The organism is Neobacillus cucumis, from assembly GCF_016908975.1.
GTDB classification, from domain to species: domain Bacteria; phylum Bacillota; class Bacilli; order Bacillales; family Cytobacillaceae; genus Neobacillus; species Neobacillus cucumis.
Map to the genome: position 1 here is coordinate 69,506 of NZ_JAFBEX010000001.1, position 17,579 is coordinate 87,084.

The following is a 17,579-nucleotide window of genomic DNA, read 5'->3' on the forward strand; positions in this document are numbered from 1 at the left end:
GGTTAATTTCCTCGGAAGAGCCCCCCTCCTAGAGAGCTCCCCCGATTTTTATTGTTATGATAGTTTTTTAGATTTTAACTTTGCCTGAGTAAATAACAGTAAGTAATCGTATCCGCCTGCTTTTGAATCCGTGCCAGACATATTAAAACCGCCAAATGGATGTGCTCCAACTAATGCACCAGTACACTTTTTATTGATATACAGATTGCCACAATGCATTTTCTCAAGAGCATAATTGATTCGTTCCTCATCTTTTGAATGGTAGGCACCTGTCAAACCATACTCCGTATTATTATAAATCTCAATTGCTTCTCTCCAGTCAGCAGCTTTGGCAATCGCTAGGACTGGTCCAAAGATTTCCTCCTGCATAATACGGGCTTTTGGATCTAAATCAGCAAAAATAGTTGGTTCAATATAATAGCCGTTCCCTTCCGCTCTTGAACCACCAGTAAGCAGTCTGCCTTCCGTTTTACCAATTTCAATATAGCCCATAATTTTATCGACCGATTTCTGATCTATCACTGGACCTACTGAACAGTTTTCTTCCGGTAGACCAACGGATAGAGCTTTGGTCAATTCTACTACCTTATCCACTACTTGGTCATAAACGGATTCTACAATAATCGCTCTAGATCCAGCAGAGCATTTTTGTCCCTGAAAACCATAAGCTGAAGCAACAATGGCCGCTGCAGCTGCATCCAAGTCAGCTGTTTCATCAACGACAACACCATCTTTCCCACCCATTTCAGCGATGACACGCTTTAACCAAAGCTGACCTGGCTGAACCTTTGATGCCCGCTCATAGATTCGGCATCCTACAGCACGTGAACCTGTAAACGAGATGAAACGTGTTTTTGGATGTTCAACCAAATACTCTCCCACGTCGATTCCATCCCCAGGCATAAAGTTAAGTACACCTGAAGGTAGTCCAACCTCTTCCATTAATTCCACAAACTTAGCTGCAATCACAGGAGTCGCATCTGCAGGCTTTAAAATAACGGTATTTCCGGATACAATCGCTGCTACTGTCGTACCTGCCATAATGGCCAATGGGAAGTTGAATGGAGATATGACAATTCCAACGCCCAAAGGAATATAAGAAATTTGGTTGTCTTCCCCTTCAATTTTAGTAAGCGGCTGATGAATGCTTGTTTCACTCAGACGAATCATTTCCCTCGCATAAAACTCCATAAAATCAATGGCCTCTGCTGTATCCGCATCCGCCTCAGCCCAGTTTTTCCCTGACTCATATACTAGATAGGAGGAAAACTCATGCTTGCGCTGTCTCATTAAGTCCGCTGCTTTGAATAAATACTCTGCACGTACTGCTGGGTCAACCTTTTTCCACATTTCAAATGTTTTCAAAGCTTCCTGCATAGCCTTTTCAGCTAGCTCCTGATTCCCTTTACTAACAGTTCCAATAATTTCATCGACATTTCCCGGATTAATAGAAACGGTTTGCTCTTCAGTAAACACTTTTTCGCTTCCTATTACGATCGGATATTTTTTGCCAAACTCCTTTTTAACTTTTGCAAGAGCTGCATACATGGATTGCTTATTTTCTTCCATCGAAAAATTAGTAAAAGGTTCATTTTTAAAAGGTGTTATTTGAAAAGTTGTTGTCATATTAATTCGACTCCTCTTTATATCAATTTTTTATTTTAGTAGATTTTTAAGTACAAACCATACATTTGCAGGTCTCTCTGCTAAACGTCTCATGAAATAACCAAACCAATCGTCTCCATATGGGACATATACACGGACTTTAAACCCTTCGCTTACAAGTCTTGCTTGAATATCTTCACAAATACCATAGAGCATTTGGAATTCAAATTGAATTTTTGGTATTTGATGCTCACTTACCACTGACTTTGTATATTCAATCATTGTTTCGTCATGGGTAGCTATTGCAGTATAGTTGCCGTTTAAAAGATGTTGCTTAATGATTTTTTTGTAGTTCTCATCCACATCTTTTTTCTCAGGAAAGGCTGCAGTCGGTGATTCTTTGTAAGCCCCTTTTACAAGGCGCAAGTTTGCATTCAGTTGATTTAAGTCGGCAATATCCTGCTCGGTCCTGAAAAGATAAGCTTGAATGACCAGGCCGACATTGTCATATTCCTTGCGAAGCTCTTTGTAAATATCGATTGATATTTGGCAATGCGCATAATCCTCCATATCAATTCGAACAAAATTATTATAGAGTTTAGCACGGTCAAGAATTTTACGCATATTTTTCATACACAGCTCTTTGCTTATATCAAGACCAAGAGATGTCATTTTAAGGGAAAGATTTGAATTAACACCTGCCTCATTAATCGCATCCAAAGTTTGAATACACATGGCAGCAGATTCAAGTGCCTCTTCTTCGGTATAAACAAATTCCCCCAAATGGTCCAAGGTCACAACCTTACCCTCGCTATTTAGCCTTTTCACAGCCTCAATAGCAGATTTAATAGATTCACCTGCTACAAAACGGCTTGCCCCAAAACGCAATCCATATTTCTTTGCAAGTTTATTGGCGGAAGTGTTTTTCCCAAGTGATTGAAACATGTTTCTCATTATTAATTCCAAATCTCTCAATCCTCCTTAAATGGTTATGTAAGTACTTACACTATTTTAATATTTTTTGAACACTTTTGTCTATATATTTTTAATTTATACAACATTGTTAACTTAATAAATTGATTATAAGTTGAAATCAATAGTTTTTGTACAATGTTGTCATATTATCTGACATGTTTTTCACAATTCTGTTTAACTCATAATATAAGATTTTGAATTGCTCTACAAAAAAAGATCCTATCAGAGTTGATTGGACCTTTGGTTTTTAAACATAAAAAAACATCCTATTCTCGTAAATAGGATGTTTTTAGATTATAAGATTAGTAAATATACATCAAAATCGTTAGATCTAATTTAGAACTCTAGCTGCACTATCCCAATCGGACGGATTATATGCAGAGATTTTGACTACGTCACCTGTATGCGGTGCGTGGATATATTGCCCACCACCAATATAAATAGCAACATGATAAGCAGGGTTACCTCTGAATATTAAATCTCCTGGTTGTACTTGACTTGGAGAAATTCTGGTACCAACATTCTGCTGATCTCTTGACACTCTTGGAAGACTGATGCCAGCAGCATTCCTAAACACATAGGAAGTGAATCCTGAACAATCAAATCCGTTTGGCGTTGTACCGCCCCATACATAAGGAACGCCCAAGAATTGTTTCGCGTACGCAATTACTGCACTTGCAGATCCAGAATTAACTGGAGCAACTGGCGTAACCGGTTGTGTTGACTTTGCAGGTGTCTTAACAGGGCTCTTCACTGGTGCTGGTTCTTGTGTTTGAGGCTGTGGCTGAACTTGTTGAACAGTCTTTGGCTGACTTTGTTGAGCACGCTGTTGAGCTTGTTGTTGTGCAAGCTGTTGTGCAGCTTGTGCAGCACGTTGTTCCGCAAGTTTACGGGCTTCTTCAGCCTGTTGCGCTGCCAATTGAGTCTTTTGGGTTTGTAATGTGTTTTTCGCAGCTGCTAATTCTTTTTCAATTTCATTCTTATCTTCTTGAATCTGTTTTTGTTCAGAAGCTAATTGATCTTGGCTCTTTTTTAATTGATTGTATTCATTTTCTAATTTTTGTTTTGCACTTTTTAAGGCTTGTTCTTTTTCATTTAGACCATTAAGCAAATCGGTGTCACTTTGCATTATACTAGTAATCGCAGTAAAACGAGTCAAAAACTCTGAAATGTTATTAGACGAAAGCAAAAGTTCTGCGTAAGTGGCAACAGACTGTTTTCCTTCTAATTGAATGCTCTTTAACCGTTCGGCATAAACCTGTTTGTGAGCATCTAAAGACTGTTGAGCATTTTGGATTTCTACCTTTGTTCCTTCAATTTTTCCTTGTTGAGTTTTTATTTGATTGCTAAGTTGTTGACTTTTATCCATCGCCAAAGAAATACGGTTGTCTAATTGTTCAACCTTCGTTTCAAAGTTATCTATTTGTCCTTGTGTCGCATTGATTTGTCCTTGTGTCACTGGACTAGCAAAAACAGGGGTTGTTTGAATCAGCGTAGCGATTATGGAAGCGGATACCGTATATTTCAATATTTTTCTAATCATTTTAGAATCTCCTCTTATAACCTATGTATATATTCATTCTTAACTTTTTCTTAATATATTCCTAGTTTATAGTTTAAGAGAAGCAAAAACAATGAATGAGTCGATAATGTAATATAATTGTAATTTTATGTAGAATAATCTGTAAAATTATCGACATTTTCTCTTAACCTGCGTAGCATTTTTGTAATTGAACAGAAAAAAAGAAACGGAATTGTAACTAACGGGTTCACTCCAGGTGGAGTTTTACCCAAAATAACAAAAAGAATCGTAGACCATTTCGCATAATCGGAATGTCAGATATAAGCCGTTTTTAATGTTTTTATGCGAAAAAACGCGTTGGATTCAGTAGTAGAAAATAATGTACAATGATTTATGTTCTTTCTAATTAAGGTGCTTTTTTTGTCTAAATCTACTGTTAAAAGTGTGCAATTTTTTAGTTTAAGGATCTGTAAGTATTCATTGTTGATTTTCGTGTAGGTATGAGAATTCATAGGCGGAGAATTTCCGGTTAATGTATAAAGAGGAAGATCAAGAAGTAGAAATAAGCGGAGAAATTCCGTTTAGCTGCTCTAAACAAGACAGAATCCTTAGATTTGAATAATATAGACGGAAAAACTTCCTTTATTTTTAAGGAAATATGTGTATTACCCAATTTAGGCGGAATTTTACCGTTTATTTTTCAAATACAGCAAATCAGCATTTAGTTATAACAGAGACAAGTTTAAGTGATCTCTAGAAATGCATTCCCTACCTGGCAAACAAGAAGAAAACGAAATGAAGTTTCGCGGGGGTAAAGAATCATTTAATGGTGATTTGCAAGATTTTTTTTTGCATATATGAAGGAAATAGATGAATGGGAAAGAGCATCCAAATGATGCTCTTTTCTTTTTAAAATAATGTTATTTTTAAGTAGATTTATTTACCGAATTAGATACGAAAAACTGTGTTTTTATCACTCAACTTCCCATCAAGAGAACCCGTTAAATTGTAACTCGTTTCTTTTTTTATCAATTTTTCTACTGATAACGAAATCCTTGATGTTTAATGGTAGGACTAGTGTTTTTGGCGTATTGTTCAAATCCTTTATCGTAAAATTGAGCAATTTTACTTGACCAGTCACTAGAATCCTGACCACTCGTCCGATTTGACATATAAGTTGAAATAGTTTCATCATATTGATTAATGATGTCCATTTGAACGTTAGCATCATACTTTTCTTTTTGATATGTCGCCTTAAGAGGTAATCTTGGTTTTTGACCAGGAAGCGTCCTTGGATGTCCAATGACTAGTCCTGAAATCGGATAAACATATTCCGGCAGGTTTAATAAATCAACAAAGACTTTTGGATTTTTCCTTACTCCTCCGATTGGTACAATTCCTAGTCCCATCGATTCAGCTGCAATTACGGCACTTCCAATCGCAATTCCAACATCAGTTGAACCGACTATAACTGCCTCTAAATCCTCAACAATTTGAAAATCAGTACCATTCTTTTCAGCTGCCAGTTTCGCCCGATAAAAATCCATGCAAAACAATAGAAAAACAGGTGCCTCTTTCACCCACCTTTGATTACCCGCAGCTTCAGACAATGTCGATTTCTTTACAGGGTCTCTTACCTCGATAACAGTCACTTGTTGACCATTGACCCAATTGGGAGCCGCCATCGCAGCCTCAATAATCTCCTTCACCTGAGCATCACTTACATCTTTCTCAGGGTCAAACTCCCTTACAGAACGATGATTTTTGATTATTTTTATGGTTTCATTCATGTGATCACCCCTAGTTGCATTTAATTCTTCAAAATTCATATTGCATCCGATTAAACATGACTTTACTACAGATATATTTATTATTTCTTTTATTTTAATAAAAAAGAGCCCAATTTAATAAAAAGGAATTGGGCTCTAGGCTAGAACAAACAGCGTTGTTTATATTATCAAATTTTTATCTACCAATCACTTTATTTAAAAATTGGACCAATCTTGGATTTTGATTATTAGTAAAAATTTCCTCTGGTGTACCTTTTTCAACAATGACCCCTTGATCCATAAAAATAACCTGATCAGCAACATTTTGAGCAAATGACATCTCATGTGTTACCACAACCATCGTCATTCCCTCATCAGCAAGGTCTTTCATTACTTTTAGCACTTCACCGACCAATTCAGGATCCAGGGCGGAAGTAGGTTCATCAAATAACAATACAGCCGGATCCAACCCCATCGCACGAGCTATCCCCACACGCTGCTGTTGTCCCCCAGATAATTGATGTGGATACATATTCGCTTTATCTCGCAAACCAACTCTGTCAAGTAAAGCCAATGCTTTTTCCCGAGCAGCTGTTTTTTCTCGCTTTAAGACAATAACTTGACCTTCCATTACGTTCTCAAGCGCTGTTAAATGTGGAAATAAATTATAATTTTGAAATACCATTCCTGTTTGCTGGCGAAATGACGTTACGATCGAAGATGACAATTTTGTTTTCCCAGAAAAATCAATGGACTTATCACCTAACGTTATTTCCCCAGATTCAGGAGTTTCAAGTAAATTTAAGCAGCGTAAAAATGTGGTTTTGCCTGAACCGGAAGGGCCGATAATAACAGCTGTCTTACCTTTCTCGATGGATAAGCTTATTCCCTTAAGGACCTCTAATTCTCCATATCGCTTAGACACTTTTTCAACTGAAATCATAAATCTCCCTCCATCCATTATTTCGCAACGCCTTTTTCATAGCGCTGCTCAAGCTTCGATTGCAGATAAGATAGGAAGGTACAAAAAATCAAATAAATGATAGCCACTTCAATATATAACCAAAGTGGTTCATACGTAACGGAAGCAATTTGTTGACCTTTTTGAAACATTTCGGTAACCGTAATCGTCGCTGCTAGGGAGGTATCTTTTACAAGACTGATAAAGGAATTCCCAAGCGGCGGCAGGGATACTCTTACTGCTTGCGGCAAAATAATTCTTCTCATCGCCTGCGACTTTGTCATCCCAATTGAAAAGGCAGCCTCCCATTGTCCCTTTGGAATGGATTGGATAGCTGCACGAATAATTTCAGAGCTATATGCACCCACATTTAGGGTAAAGCCAATCACTGCAGCCGGAAATGGATTTAACGTGATTCCCATACTTGGGAATCCATAAAAAAGAATAAAAAGCTGCACTAATAACGGCGTACCACGGAAAATCCACACATAAAATCTCGCAATAAAATTCAACTGTTTGTTACTTGAGAGCCGTGCTAAAGCAGTAAAGAAAGCAAGAATAATCCCCAGTGCAAAGGAAACTAATGTTAAAGGGATTGTAAAATACAATCCCGCCTTTAAAAGAGGAAAAAAGGAATCACTAAGGATTCCTATTATCCGGTGTAAACGATCATCTGCCATCAATTTGAATCAATCCTTTACTTAGAAACATCTTCTCCAAAATATTTTTTAGAAATCTTTAAGTAAGTTCCGTCTTTTTGCATATCTGCCAATGCCTTATTTACAGCCTTAACTAAGTCAGGGTTGTCTTTGCGGAATAGAAAAGCGTTTTGTGTTGCATTTGGCTCTGTATAAACAACCTTAATTGGCAATTCAGGACGTTGTTTCTTTAGGTCTAAATAAGAAAGACTATCATTAATAGTTCCGTCAATTCGATTAGATGTTAACAAATCAATTGCTTGGTTAAAACCGTCAACAACAGTATTAGTTGCTCCATGTTGTTCAGCAACAACTCGGTAATTACTATCTAATGATTGTCCAACTTTTTTTCCTTTCAAATCATCCAGCGATTTAATCGTAGTATTATCTGATTTTACAACTAACACTGCCTTTGAAGCGATATAAGGATTTGACATATCATATTTTTGAAGGCGTTCAGGACGAACCGCAACCTCGTTTGCAACCATATCATAACGTTTCGCATCCAAGCCGGCGATCATGCCGTCCCATTTTGTTTCAATAAATTTTGGCTTAATATTTAGACGCTTAAATACTTCTGTTGCAATTTCAATATCAAAACCTGTTAATTTATCATTTTTATCATGATAGGTAAAAGGAGCGTATGTACCTTCTGTACCAATCGTTACTTCACCTTTAGCTTTAATTTGATCATAAAGCGTCTTATTAGTCGATGATGCTGAATCATTCTTTTTATCTGTACTGTTACATGCAGCTAGTGCAAATACTAAAGATAAACCTACAAAAAACAGTAATACTTTTTTCACAATTAATCCCCCATATTCTTATCGGTATTATTACTTTTTTACATTAATCCAGAAATTCTATTATGTCAATAATATTGGTACTATATTACTAAACTATTTTTATTCTCATGTTCTTTAACATTTATAAAAAAGACGAACCCTAAACAGTATAGGAATTATCTTTTAGCCTTTTTCTATGACCTTGACATGGTACCTAATTATAATAGGTATAAATGATTACCATCTTCAATTATTAAGAGGATAATAGCTTATATTACTTTATAAAATAATATATTTTTATAGGTTAAACCTGTAAATTAGACAAATTTTTGATTTTTAGACAAACTTCTCACGTCGAACTATATAAATAGCAGCAGGTGACCCTTATTGGGTCCCTGCTTCTTCTTTTTGTCCTCATTCTTTAGATGATTATTTTAATTTCCCGCCAAATACCGGGAAGAAGCTATGTTCACCATAATCTTGAATGTGCTCTACGTTCTTCAAAGTCTCCATATCTGCATCGCTAATAGCAAAATCAAGCTCTGCATTGTTTCTCATGTGATCTGGATTTGCTGTCTTAGGAATGACTACGAGACCAAGCTGGATCGCATAACGTAGGCAAAGCTGAGCAACAGATACTTCATACTTATCAGCTATTATCTTAACCTCTGCATGATCCAGAATTGCCCCGTGTGCAATTGGTGAATATGCCTCTACCAAGATGTCATTCTTCTGGCAGAATTCAATTAGTTCTATAGGAGTATTACTTACATGGGCCAAGATCTGATTTACCATTGGCTTGATCTCACAGCTCGCAAGAATATTCTCTATATCATCCTGAAGGAAGTTAGATAGACCGATTGCCTTTACCTTGCCTGTCTTATAGGCATCCTCCATCGCTTTCCATACTTCTTTGTTTTCCTCGAAGTAACGGTTCTCATCACGGAATTCCACCCAAGGCTGTGGGCTGTGGATAATCAGAAGGTCAATATAATCCAGTCCCATTTTAGCTAAAGACTCATCAATGGACTGCGCAGCTGCATTATAGGTCTTTGCTTCTGCCACAACCTTGGTCGTGATGAAAAGTTCTTCTCTTGCAACACCGCAGGAACGGATTGCTTCGCCAACACCAGCTTCATTCTTATAAGCCTGAGCAGTATCAATATGACGATATCCGATAGATACCGCATCACGAACTGCCTGTGCTGCCTGCGCATCGTCAAGTAGCCAGGTGCCAAGTCCTAATTTTGGAATTTCTACATCATTTGATAATTTGAAAGTTTCGTTAAACATGCTTTTGTCTCCTTTTTTGACTTTTGCATCTTATTAATAAAGTTTGGACATGTGGATATTATGATCCAGTAAAATCCATGTACGCATAAAAAATTAATACTGTTTGAATAATCAACATCTGTTTATAATTATAAAAAAGCCCTTCATACTTTCAATGGTTAAATTACCGTAATTCGTTGATTACTCAACAAATCAATTAATATTGTTGATTATCTTTAATAAGATTAGTATTTACGAATCTAACAAAAATCTTTTTAGGATGCAAAGCCCTTTTTCTAATTCATCGGAGTCCATAGGTGATGTAAGTGAAATACGAATAAATTGAGGAGATTCATCTTTTTTGACCAAGAAACGATGAGAATGATAAACATGGATTCCCTGGTTTAAAGCCATATGCTCAAACTGGTTTAGCTGCCATTCTTTATGCAATGGTAACCAGCGAAAAAAACTAATAGGGTTTTCGCTCTGATGATTGAATTGAAAATATTGCTGGTAAAGCCGGTTCCGTTCTTGCGAAATTTCCCGCTTTTTCCCAATGATTTGTTCAGCAGCCCCTGTATTAATTAATTCTGTTATAATTTCTGCATTTAAGGCAGACGTTTTGACGTTGAGATTGAAAATTCCATACGTAATTTTGTCAACAAACTGATTGGCGTAAGCGATAAATGCAACACGAATACCAGAGCTGAGTGATTTTGCAATACTAAGAATATAAACAAACCTTTCCGGTACAAAATGCGAAATCGGGAAATAGCCATTTGGTGCCAGGAAAGAGTATACATCATCCTCTATTAAAATAAGTCCCTGTTTATTGATGACCTCTGCTATTTCCTTTCTGCGCTTCATATTCATTGTTACAGCAGTAGGATTATTGCAGGAGGGACTCAAATAAATGCCCTGCAATGGATTTGTTCTGCAGACGGCATCTAATCTCTCCGGCTTCATGCCTAACTCATCTCCCTCAATAGGGATTAATTGGATATTCAATATTTTTGCCAGTTCAATAAAATTAGGATAAGTATTTACATCAACCGCTATTTTATCTCCCGGATGAAACAAGGCCATTAGAATAAGCGAAAACGAATTTTGCCCTCCGGAAGTGATCGCAATATTTTCAATGGGTACCTCCATGTTAAAGCGCTTCATCCACTTTTTGGCTGCCATTCGATGATAAGGCATTCCCAACGGGTGTCTGTAATCTAATAAATTTTCCAGATAATCTTTGCTGGCAATGCTTTTAATTGCTTTTGCGACAGATGAGTTTGTGTTATCTAGAGGTTTGATAATCCCCATCTCGATATAATTCCTATTTTCATCATTGTCCGCCATAAAAATAGCATTTTTTAAATTGGGAGTAACATAGGTTCCCCTGCCGGTAACGGCATAGATTAATCCTTTCACTTCGCAAATTTTAAATGCCCTTGTGACAGTGCTAAGGTTAATATCAAGATAATCTGCTAATTCTCGTTGAGGAGGAAGTTTCGTATTGGGTGCGAGAAAGCCATTGAGAATATCATATTCCATTAAACTGGCAATCGATCGATACAATGGAGGGACAAGCTGTTTTTTATCCGGCTTCCACGACATAGGATAATCTTCAAATGAATTCACGGGCATATTACATCCTCCTCGAAAATTGTATTGCATACAATTATATCATTGAAGCCATACAATGAGGATGTTAAAGTAATTTACATACAAATTATTGCTATAAGTGGGGGAAAGTTAATGAACATAAGTGATAACACTTTTTTGCGGGAAGAAAATAGCTTCCTTGCCGGTGTACGGGATTGTCTGCCCACTGTACTTGGTTATTTAAGTATTGGATTTGCGGCTGGTGTGGTAGAAAAGACAGCAGGACTTTCGATTGTTGAAATTGGTTTGATATCATTGCTTTTATACGCAGGTTCTGGTCAATTTATTGCTGCTGCGATGATTGGAGCTAATAGTCCCACGCTAGCGATTATTTTCACTATTTTCTTTGTGAACCTCCGCCATCTATTAATGAGCGCGGCAATATCGCCATATTTCCGTCATCTTACACCTTTCAAAAACATATTTATAGGTTCTTTACTTACAGATGAGACATTTGGTGTAGCAATGAATGAAGCAGCAAGTAAGAAATGGCTCAGCGAAAAATGGATGTATGGTTTAAATATAACTGCTTATTTAAATTGGTTTATCGCCAATATCGCAGGGGCATTTTTCGGCGAATGGATTTCGAACCCGGAAAAATTCGGTCTTGATTTTGCATTGCCGGGAATGTTCATTGGCCTACTTGTCCTGCAGATGGCCAGCCGAAGAAAATTGCTGGAAGATGTGATTGTTGCTTTAAGTGCTGTTGCCATTGTTGTCGGGGTAAGTTTGGTGACATCCGGAAGTGTAGGTGTGATTGTGGCAACAATTATTGCTTCAACCATAGGAATGGCGGTGGAAAAATGGAAGTAAGATGGTCCATATTTTTAATTATTTTAGGCACAGCTCTTGTAACATTTTTTCCAAGAGTGCTTCCAATTGCTATCTTAAGTCGTATTGAACTGCCAGAATGGGCCATGCGATGGTTGAACTACGTTCCCATTGCCGTTATGGCAGCCTTAGTGGGGCAAGAGTTGATAATGCCAAACGGAAAACTGGAACCTTTGCAAAATAACCTTGAACTAATCGCCGCGTTGCCTGCTTTTATTATTGCCATTGTAACACGCAGTTTATTAGGAACTGTTATAGCTGGAATCATCTCTATAATGGTCTTGCGATTTGTGTTTTAAATTTGAAAAAGGGGACAATTTTTAATGATTGTCCCCTTTTTCACTATTTAGTTCTGAAGAGTTTTTTTCCAATCATCAGCAAATTTTTCCATACCCTGATCTGTTAATGGATGCTTAGAAATTTGTTCAATGACTGTATAAGGTATCGTTGCGATGTGAGCGCCAGCCATCGCTACACGAGTTACGTGATCTGGATGACGGACAGATGCCGCGATGATTTGCGTATCAAAATTATGAATACGGAACAATTCAGCTACTTTTGATACTAATTGTACGCCGTCCTCAGAAATGTCATCCAAGCGGCCTAAGAATGGAGATACATACGTTGCTCCTGCACGAGCCGCTAATAACGCTTGATTCACTGTAAAGATTAATGTAACGTTCGTTTTAACGCCTTTATCGGCAAGATAACGGCAAGCCTCTAAACCAGCTAATGTCATAGGGAGTTTGATTGTAACCTTGTCATCCCCGCCGTTGATTTTAATAAGTTCGTCCGCTTGCGCAATCATTTCATCAGCAGTGATTGCATCTGGCGTTACTTCAGCTGATACAGATTCTACACGTGGAACTGCTTGGCAAATTTCAGCAATCCGATCTTCGAATTTCACACCCTCTTTAGCAACTAAAGAAGGATTGGTTGTAACACCAGCTAAAACACCAATTTTATATGCTTTTTTGATATCCTCAAGATTGGCCGTATCAATAAAAAATTTCATGATTCATTTCCCTCCATTTTAAGAATGTAATAAGCTTTTTGTCTTTTGAAGTAAACCTTTTGCTGTTTGAACAACATTTGCTGTCGTAAAACCAAATAGCTCCATAACCTCGGCTCCCGTTCCTGAAGCACCAAACGTTTCGATAGATAAAATTTCTCCTTCGAATCCTACATAACGTTCCCAGCCAAGGGAAATACCCATTTCAAGTGCGACACGCTTCGTAACAGAAGCAGGCAGAACAAGCTCTTTATACTCTTTCGATTGACGATCGAAGAGTTCCCAACTTGGAATTGCCACAACACGAACGGATACATCCTCTTTTTCTAGTTCAGCTTTTGCGTTAACCGCTAAAGATACTTCCGAACCCGTCGCAATCAAAATCACATCTGGATTTTCACTCGTTTGCGTTAATACATAGGCACCCTTAGAAAGATTCTCTATTTTCGCTGCTGTTTCATGGAACACAGGCAGGTTTTGACGGCTCAGTACCAAAGCAACCGGACCATCCGTTTGCTGCAAGGCATACGCCCAAGCATTTGCCGTTTCGTTTGCATCTGATGGGCGAATGACTGTAAGGCCTGGGATTGCACGAAGAGCAGCCAGATGCTCAATCGGTTCATGAGTCGGACCGTCTTCACCAACCGCAATGGAATCATGGGTAAAGACATAGGTGACTGGTAACTTTTGCAAAGCAGCAAGACGAATAGAAGGTCTTAAGTAATCATTGAACACAAAGAATGTACTCACAAAAGGCTTCACCCCGCCATGAAGGGCCATGCCATTTCCGGCTGCTCCCATTGCATGTTCGCGGACACCAAAGTAAACATTTCGGCCATCAAAAGACTCTACTGCGTATGCTGCCTCTCCCTTAATATCGGTCATAGTAGAGTGCGAAAGGTCTGCGCTTCCCCCAAAGATGGACGGGATTGATTTCACAAAATGATTAATTGCCTTTTCGCTCGCCACACGAGTTGAAATAGCATTCTCTGTATCAAACGTCAAAATATCTTTTGCCTCAATCAGAACTTCACCTGTAATGGCTTGTTCTAGTTCATTTGCTAATGCAGGATATGCCTCTTTATAAGAACGGAACAATTCATTCCATTGTTCTTCTTTCCTAATCCCTCTTTGTTTTAATTCTGCAAAATGAGCCTTTACTTCTTCCGGCACGAAGAAATCTTCCTCATAGTTCCAGCCATATGCTTGCTTTGTTGCTTTCGCTTCTTCTGCCCCAAGAGGATTTCCATGTGCTTTGTTTGTTCCAGCAACTTTCGGACTACCGTAACCAATAATCGTTCTAATCTCAATCAGTGTTGGTTGATCCGTATTTTGTTTCGCTAATGCAATTGCCTTTTCGATATCAGCAACATTATTTCCATCTTCCACGCGTAAATATTGCCAATGAGCAGATTCAGCACGTTTTTGAATATCCTCTGAAAACGAAAGGTTTAAGGAACCGTCCAAAGAGATGTCATTTGAGTCATATAAGGCTATTAATTTTCCCAGTTTCATATGACCCGCCATAGACATAGCCTCATATGAGATACCTTCCATTAAATCTCCATCACCAACTAAAGTATAGGTGTAATGGTCAATTACAGGAAATCCATCTTGGTTAAACTTCGCAGCTAAATGAGCTTCAGCCATTGCCATCCCGACTGCATTCGCAATCCCTTGTCCTAAAGGACCCGTTGTAGCTTCAACCCCATCTGTATGACCAAATTCCGGATGACCTGGTGTTTTGCTATTCAGTTTTCGGAAATTTTTCAAATCTTCTAGAGAAACATTGTACCCAGCTAAATGAAGCAAGCTATATAACATGCTGGAACCATGCCCCGCAGAAAGAACAAATCGATCCCGGTCAAACCATTTTGCATTTCCAGGATTGTGCTTCAAATGGTTAGCCCATAGCGCATACGCCATTGGAGCAGCTCCCATAGGAAGTCCTGGATGACCAGAATTAGCACGATTAATGGCGTCAATTGATAAAGTACGAATCGTATTAACAGCTAGTGTTTCAACGTTATGATTCATCGTTTATTTTCCTCCTCAAATTCTTATACCCTTGCACGTTTAATTCTTCACATTTCTTGTTTTTGCACTAAAAAGCACTTTTTTTCTCATTTAAGGATATAATATAATTAAAAACGAGAAAAAACAAGAAGTATTTTTAATTTTCTTTCAAAAAAATCAATCTTAAATTTGTACATTCCAGAAAAAAATATATAATGTAAGAAAAAACATGCAAAACACTGTGGGTGACTAGAATGTTAAGAAAAGAAAGACAAAGCGAAATTCTACATATGCTTGAGAGGGAAGGAAAAGTAGTTGCTAAAGAGTTAAGTCTAAAATGGGATGTTTCCGAGGATACAATCAGAAGAGATTTAAGAGAGATGGATTCATTAGGTCTTCTCAAACGAGTCCATGGAGGAGCATTTCCTGTTTCTGCAGGTCCTGTGACCTTTATTGAACGAACTGAGGAAAACATAGATGCTAAAAAAGAATTAGCTTTAAAAGGAATCAAGCTTATTAAAGATGGACAAGTTCTTTTATTAGATGGGGGAAGTACAACTAATCTTTTTTTGGCCAAAGAAATTCCCTACGATTTTAAAGGAACTATTATTACCAATAGTCCATCCATTAGTTTGGCAGTATCAAAACATCCAAATATTGAGGTTATCCTTTTAGGTGGCTCCTTCTTTAAAGAATCTCTGGTCACTGTAGGGTTTGAGGTGATCGAGACACTTAAAAATATTAGAGCAGATCTTTGTTTTTTAGGAGTATATTCCCTTCATCCAGAATTTGGTATTAGCATTCCTCATTTAGAAGAGTCTTATGTCAAACGGCAGATGATTAATAGTTCCGATAAAATTGCCAGTCTTGTAACCAAAAGAAAGCTTAATACCATTTCCAATTACTTAATAGGTCCCGTTTCATCACTTGATTACTTGATTACGGAAGATGGATCTTTGAGTTATAATTTTAACAAGTATAAGGAATTAGATATTGAAATCATTTGAATATGGTAAAGTCAATCTTCACCTATGCTCATCCCTACATCTCCTTCAGACGGGACGGCGAGAATCTTTTACAGATTCTCGTTACCATCTGTGCTATTATTTAGCGTAATTTTAACAACGCGCAGCATTCCACATGTCCAGAGTGTATGTGGCAACACATGAGGTGCTGGTAGTTTCCAATCATAATTTTCCACCATGAATGTTAATCTTTTCTCCTTTACAAGACTTTGTTTTCCCTTTAAACTAATGGTGCAAAAACTTTAATTCAACTAGAAGAGGTGTTCCTAATGAATTCGGACCTGAAAAAGCTGTTCCTTCTTCAATCGGTTTTCTTAAGCATAACCGGGTACAGCACAATTTTTATCAGTTATTATTTCTGGAAAAACAGTACAACACTGGGACCACTGATTGCCTTTAATGGCTTAAGCTATTTTTTGTCGTGTTTTGCCTATACAATCGGAACATATTATCTATTCAAAAATAAATTAAAAACAAGTTATTACCTAAGCGCTGTTTCAGCCATCATACTATTTATTGTCCTTCTCTTAAGTTCTCACTTAGGTCATATTTCCCTTCTTGTTCTTTCTGCAGCTTGTTATGGCTGCGTTTTTGGTTTCTTTTATTCCTCTTCCAATTACGCCTTAAGTGTTCTATCGAATCGATCTGAACTCAATACCTTTAATTCGCGTATTGGTTATGTAAAAAACATTTTAATGATTGTAATTCCACTCATTAACTCTTTTTTAATTTATTATTTTAGTTTCGCGGTTTCATTTTGTTTAATGCTTTTAATTTCGGTCTTTTATTTTGTTTCAGTCAGCAAGATGCCCTCAATTGAAGCTGAGTTTAAATCGAAGTTCGTCAACGATTATAGGACTGTTAAAGTGTCCAAACAAATGGTCCCTTTTGGAGTTCTTACAGCAGGTGTATTGGAGTGCATGGCGTGCCTTCAAGTCATTTTGATGGTAGTTTTATCCAAAAATGCGCTTTATGTATCGTATTTAAATGTGTTAAATATTGTAGTTTTAACCATTGGTATTTTCTATATATCGAGATTAAAACAATTGAAAATTGAAACACAATTTGTCATTTATACATTAATAAGTATGGCATTCATTTTGCTTGCCGGCTTCGCAAATATTAAGCCGCTTTATTTGGTGGCAATGGTCGGACTTGTGATTTCTGTTTACATGTATGGGTACACAATGGACAATACCTTTTTCAGATATTTAAATGGCATGAAAAAAGAAAATCAAATCGTGATTCTTTTAAAACGTGAATATTTAATCACACTTGGTCGTTCGATTATGTATCTCGTACTGTACCTGTTTGTCCAATCCATTCATTCTCCTCACCTCCCTTATTTGGCGCTTGGAGTGACGCTGGTACTTGTTTACTCGCTTATTAGATTTCAAAGATTTGATCATGAAAATGAACAACAACTAGCGGCGTAAAAAATTTAAGGTTATC

General features: G+C 37.4%; 15 protein-coding genes. 4 read left to right on the top strand and 11 right to left on the bottom strand.

Features of this window, described 5'->3' with window-relative positions; translation table 11 throughout:
- Positions 1–54: 54 nt before the first annotated feature.
- The 9 genes from pruA to JOC76_RS00365 form a co-directional block, all read right to left on the bottom strand.
- Positions 55–1,626: an L-glutamate gamma-semialdehyde dehydrogenase gene (pruA, locus tag JOC76_RS00325; protein ID WP_205175158.1), complete on the bottom strand. Its 1,572-nt coding sequence runs from the start codon at positions 1,624–1,626 to the stop codon at positions 55–57.
- A 30-nt stretch (positions 1,627–1,656) separates the two neighbouring features.
- A complete protein-coding gene (locus tag JOC76_RS00330; RefSeq protein WP_205175159.1) occupies positions 1,657–2,571 on the bottom strand; it encodes a proline dehydrogenase family protein in 915 nt (304 codons plus the stop codon).
- A gap of 340 nt (positions 2,572–2,911) precedes the next feature.
- Positions 2,912–4,123, bottom strand: a complete 1,212-nt coding sequence (locus JOC76_RS00335) for a C40 family peptidase (protein ID WP_205175160.1) — start codon at positions 4,121–4,123, stop codon at positions 2,912–2,914.
- Positions 4,124–5,139: 1,016 nt separating this feature from the next.
- Positions 5,140–5,892 (bottom strand): NADPH-dependent oxidoreductase, encoded by a 753-nt coding sequence (locus tag JOC76_RS00340; protein WP_205175162.1) that lies wholly within the window; start codon positions 5,890–5,892, stop codon positions 5,140–5,142.
- A gap of 175 nt (positions 5,893–6,067) precedes the next feature.
- A complete protein-coding gene (locus tag JOC76_RS00345; RefSeq protein ID WP_205175164.1) occupies positions 6,068–6,814 on the bottom strand; it encodes an amino acid ABC transporter ATP-binding protein in 747 nt (248 codons plus the stop codon).
- 17 nt (positions 6,815–6,831) lie between these two features.
- Positions 6,832–7,512, bottom strand: a complete 681-nt coding sequence (locus JOC76_RS00350) for an amino acid ABC transporter permease (RefSeq protein WP_205175166.1) — start codon at positions 7,510–7,512, stop codon at positions 6,832–6,834.
- A 17-nt stretch (positions 7,513–7,529) separates the two neighbouring features.
- Positions 7,530–8,336, bottom strand: coding sequence for an amino acid ABC transporter substrate-binding protein (locus JOC76_RS00355; RefSeq protein ID WP_205175168.1), 807 nt, complete (start codon positions 8,334–8,336; stop codon positions 7,530–7,532).
- A gap of 408 nt (positions 8,337–8,744) precedes the next feature.
- Positions 8,745–9,608 (bottom strand): aldo/keto reductase, encoded by an 864-nt coding sequence (locus JOC76_RS00360; RefSeq protein ID WP_205175170.1) that lies wholly within the window; start codon positions 9,606–9,608, stop codon positions 8,745–8,747.
- Between the two features lie 231 nt (positions 9,609–9,839).
- Complete coding sequence (locus tag JOC76_RS00365; protein WP_205175172.1) at positions 9,840–11,225, bottom strand: aminotransferase-like domain-containing protein; 1,386 nt, start codon at positions 11,223–11,225, stop codon at positions 9,840–9,842.
- A 111-nt stretch (positions 11,226–11,336) separates the two neighbouring features.
- On the opposite strand from JOC76_RS00365, the gene JOC76_RS00370 reads away from it, so the two are divergent.
- Positions 11,337–12,056: an AzlC family ABC transporter permease gene (locus tag JOC76_RS00370; RefSeq protein ID WP_205175174.1), complete on the top strand. Its 720-nt coding sequence runs from the start codon at positions 11,337–11,339 to the stop codon at positions 12,054–12,056.
- Positions 12,047–12,373: an AzlD domain-containing protein gene (locus JOC76_RS00375; RefSeq protein ID WP_205175176.1), complete on the top strand. Its 327-nt coding sequence runs from the start codon at positions 12,047–12,049 to the stop codon at positions 12,371–12,373. The genes JOC76_RS00370 and JOC76_RS00375 overlap by 10 nt, the downstream gene beginning before the upstream one ends.
- A 47-nt stretch (positions 12,374–12,420) precedes the next feature.
- Here the strand turns inward: JOC76_RS00375 and fsa are convergent, their stop codons facing one another.
- On the bottom strand, positions 12,421–13,089 hold the full coding sequence (gene fsa, locus JOC76_RS00380; RefSeq protein WP_205175178.1) for a fructose-6-phosphate aldolase: 669 nt from the start codon (positions 13,087–13,089) through the stop codon (positions 12,421–12,423).
- Positions 13,090–13,107: 18 nt separating this feature from the next.
- A complete protein-coding gene (gene tkt / locus JOC76_RS00385) occupies positions 13,108–15,123 on the bottom strand; it encodes a transketolase (RefSeq protein ID WP_205175180.1) in 2,016 nt (671 codons plus the stop codon).
- Between the two features lie 233 nt (positions 15,124–15,356).
- On the opposite strand from tkt, the gene JOC76_RS00390 reads away from it, so the two are divergent.
- Positions 15,357–16,109, top strand: a complete 753-nt coding sequence (locus JOC76_RS00390) for a DeoR/GlpR family DNA-binding transcription regulator (protein WP_205175182.1) — start codon at positions 15,357–15,359, stop codon at positions 16,107–16,109.
- Positions 16,110–16,396: 287 nt separating this feature from the next.
- Positions 16,397–17,563 carry an MFS transporter gene (locus JOC76_RS00395; protein WP_205175185.1) on the top strand — a complete coding sequence of 389 codons (1,167 nt, stop codon included), beginning with the start codon at positions 16,397–16,399 and terminating at the stop codon, positions 17,561–17,563.
- Positions 17,564–17,579: the final 16 nt, after the last annotated feature.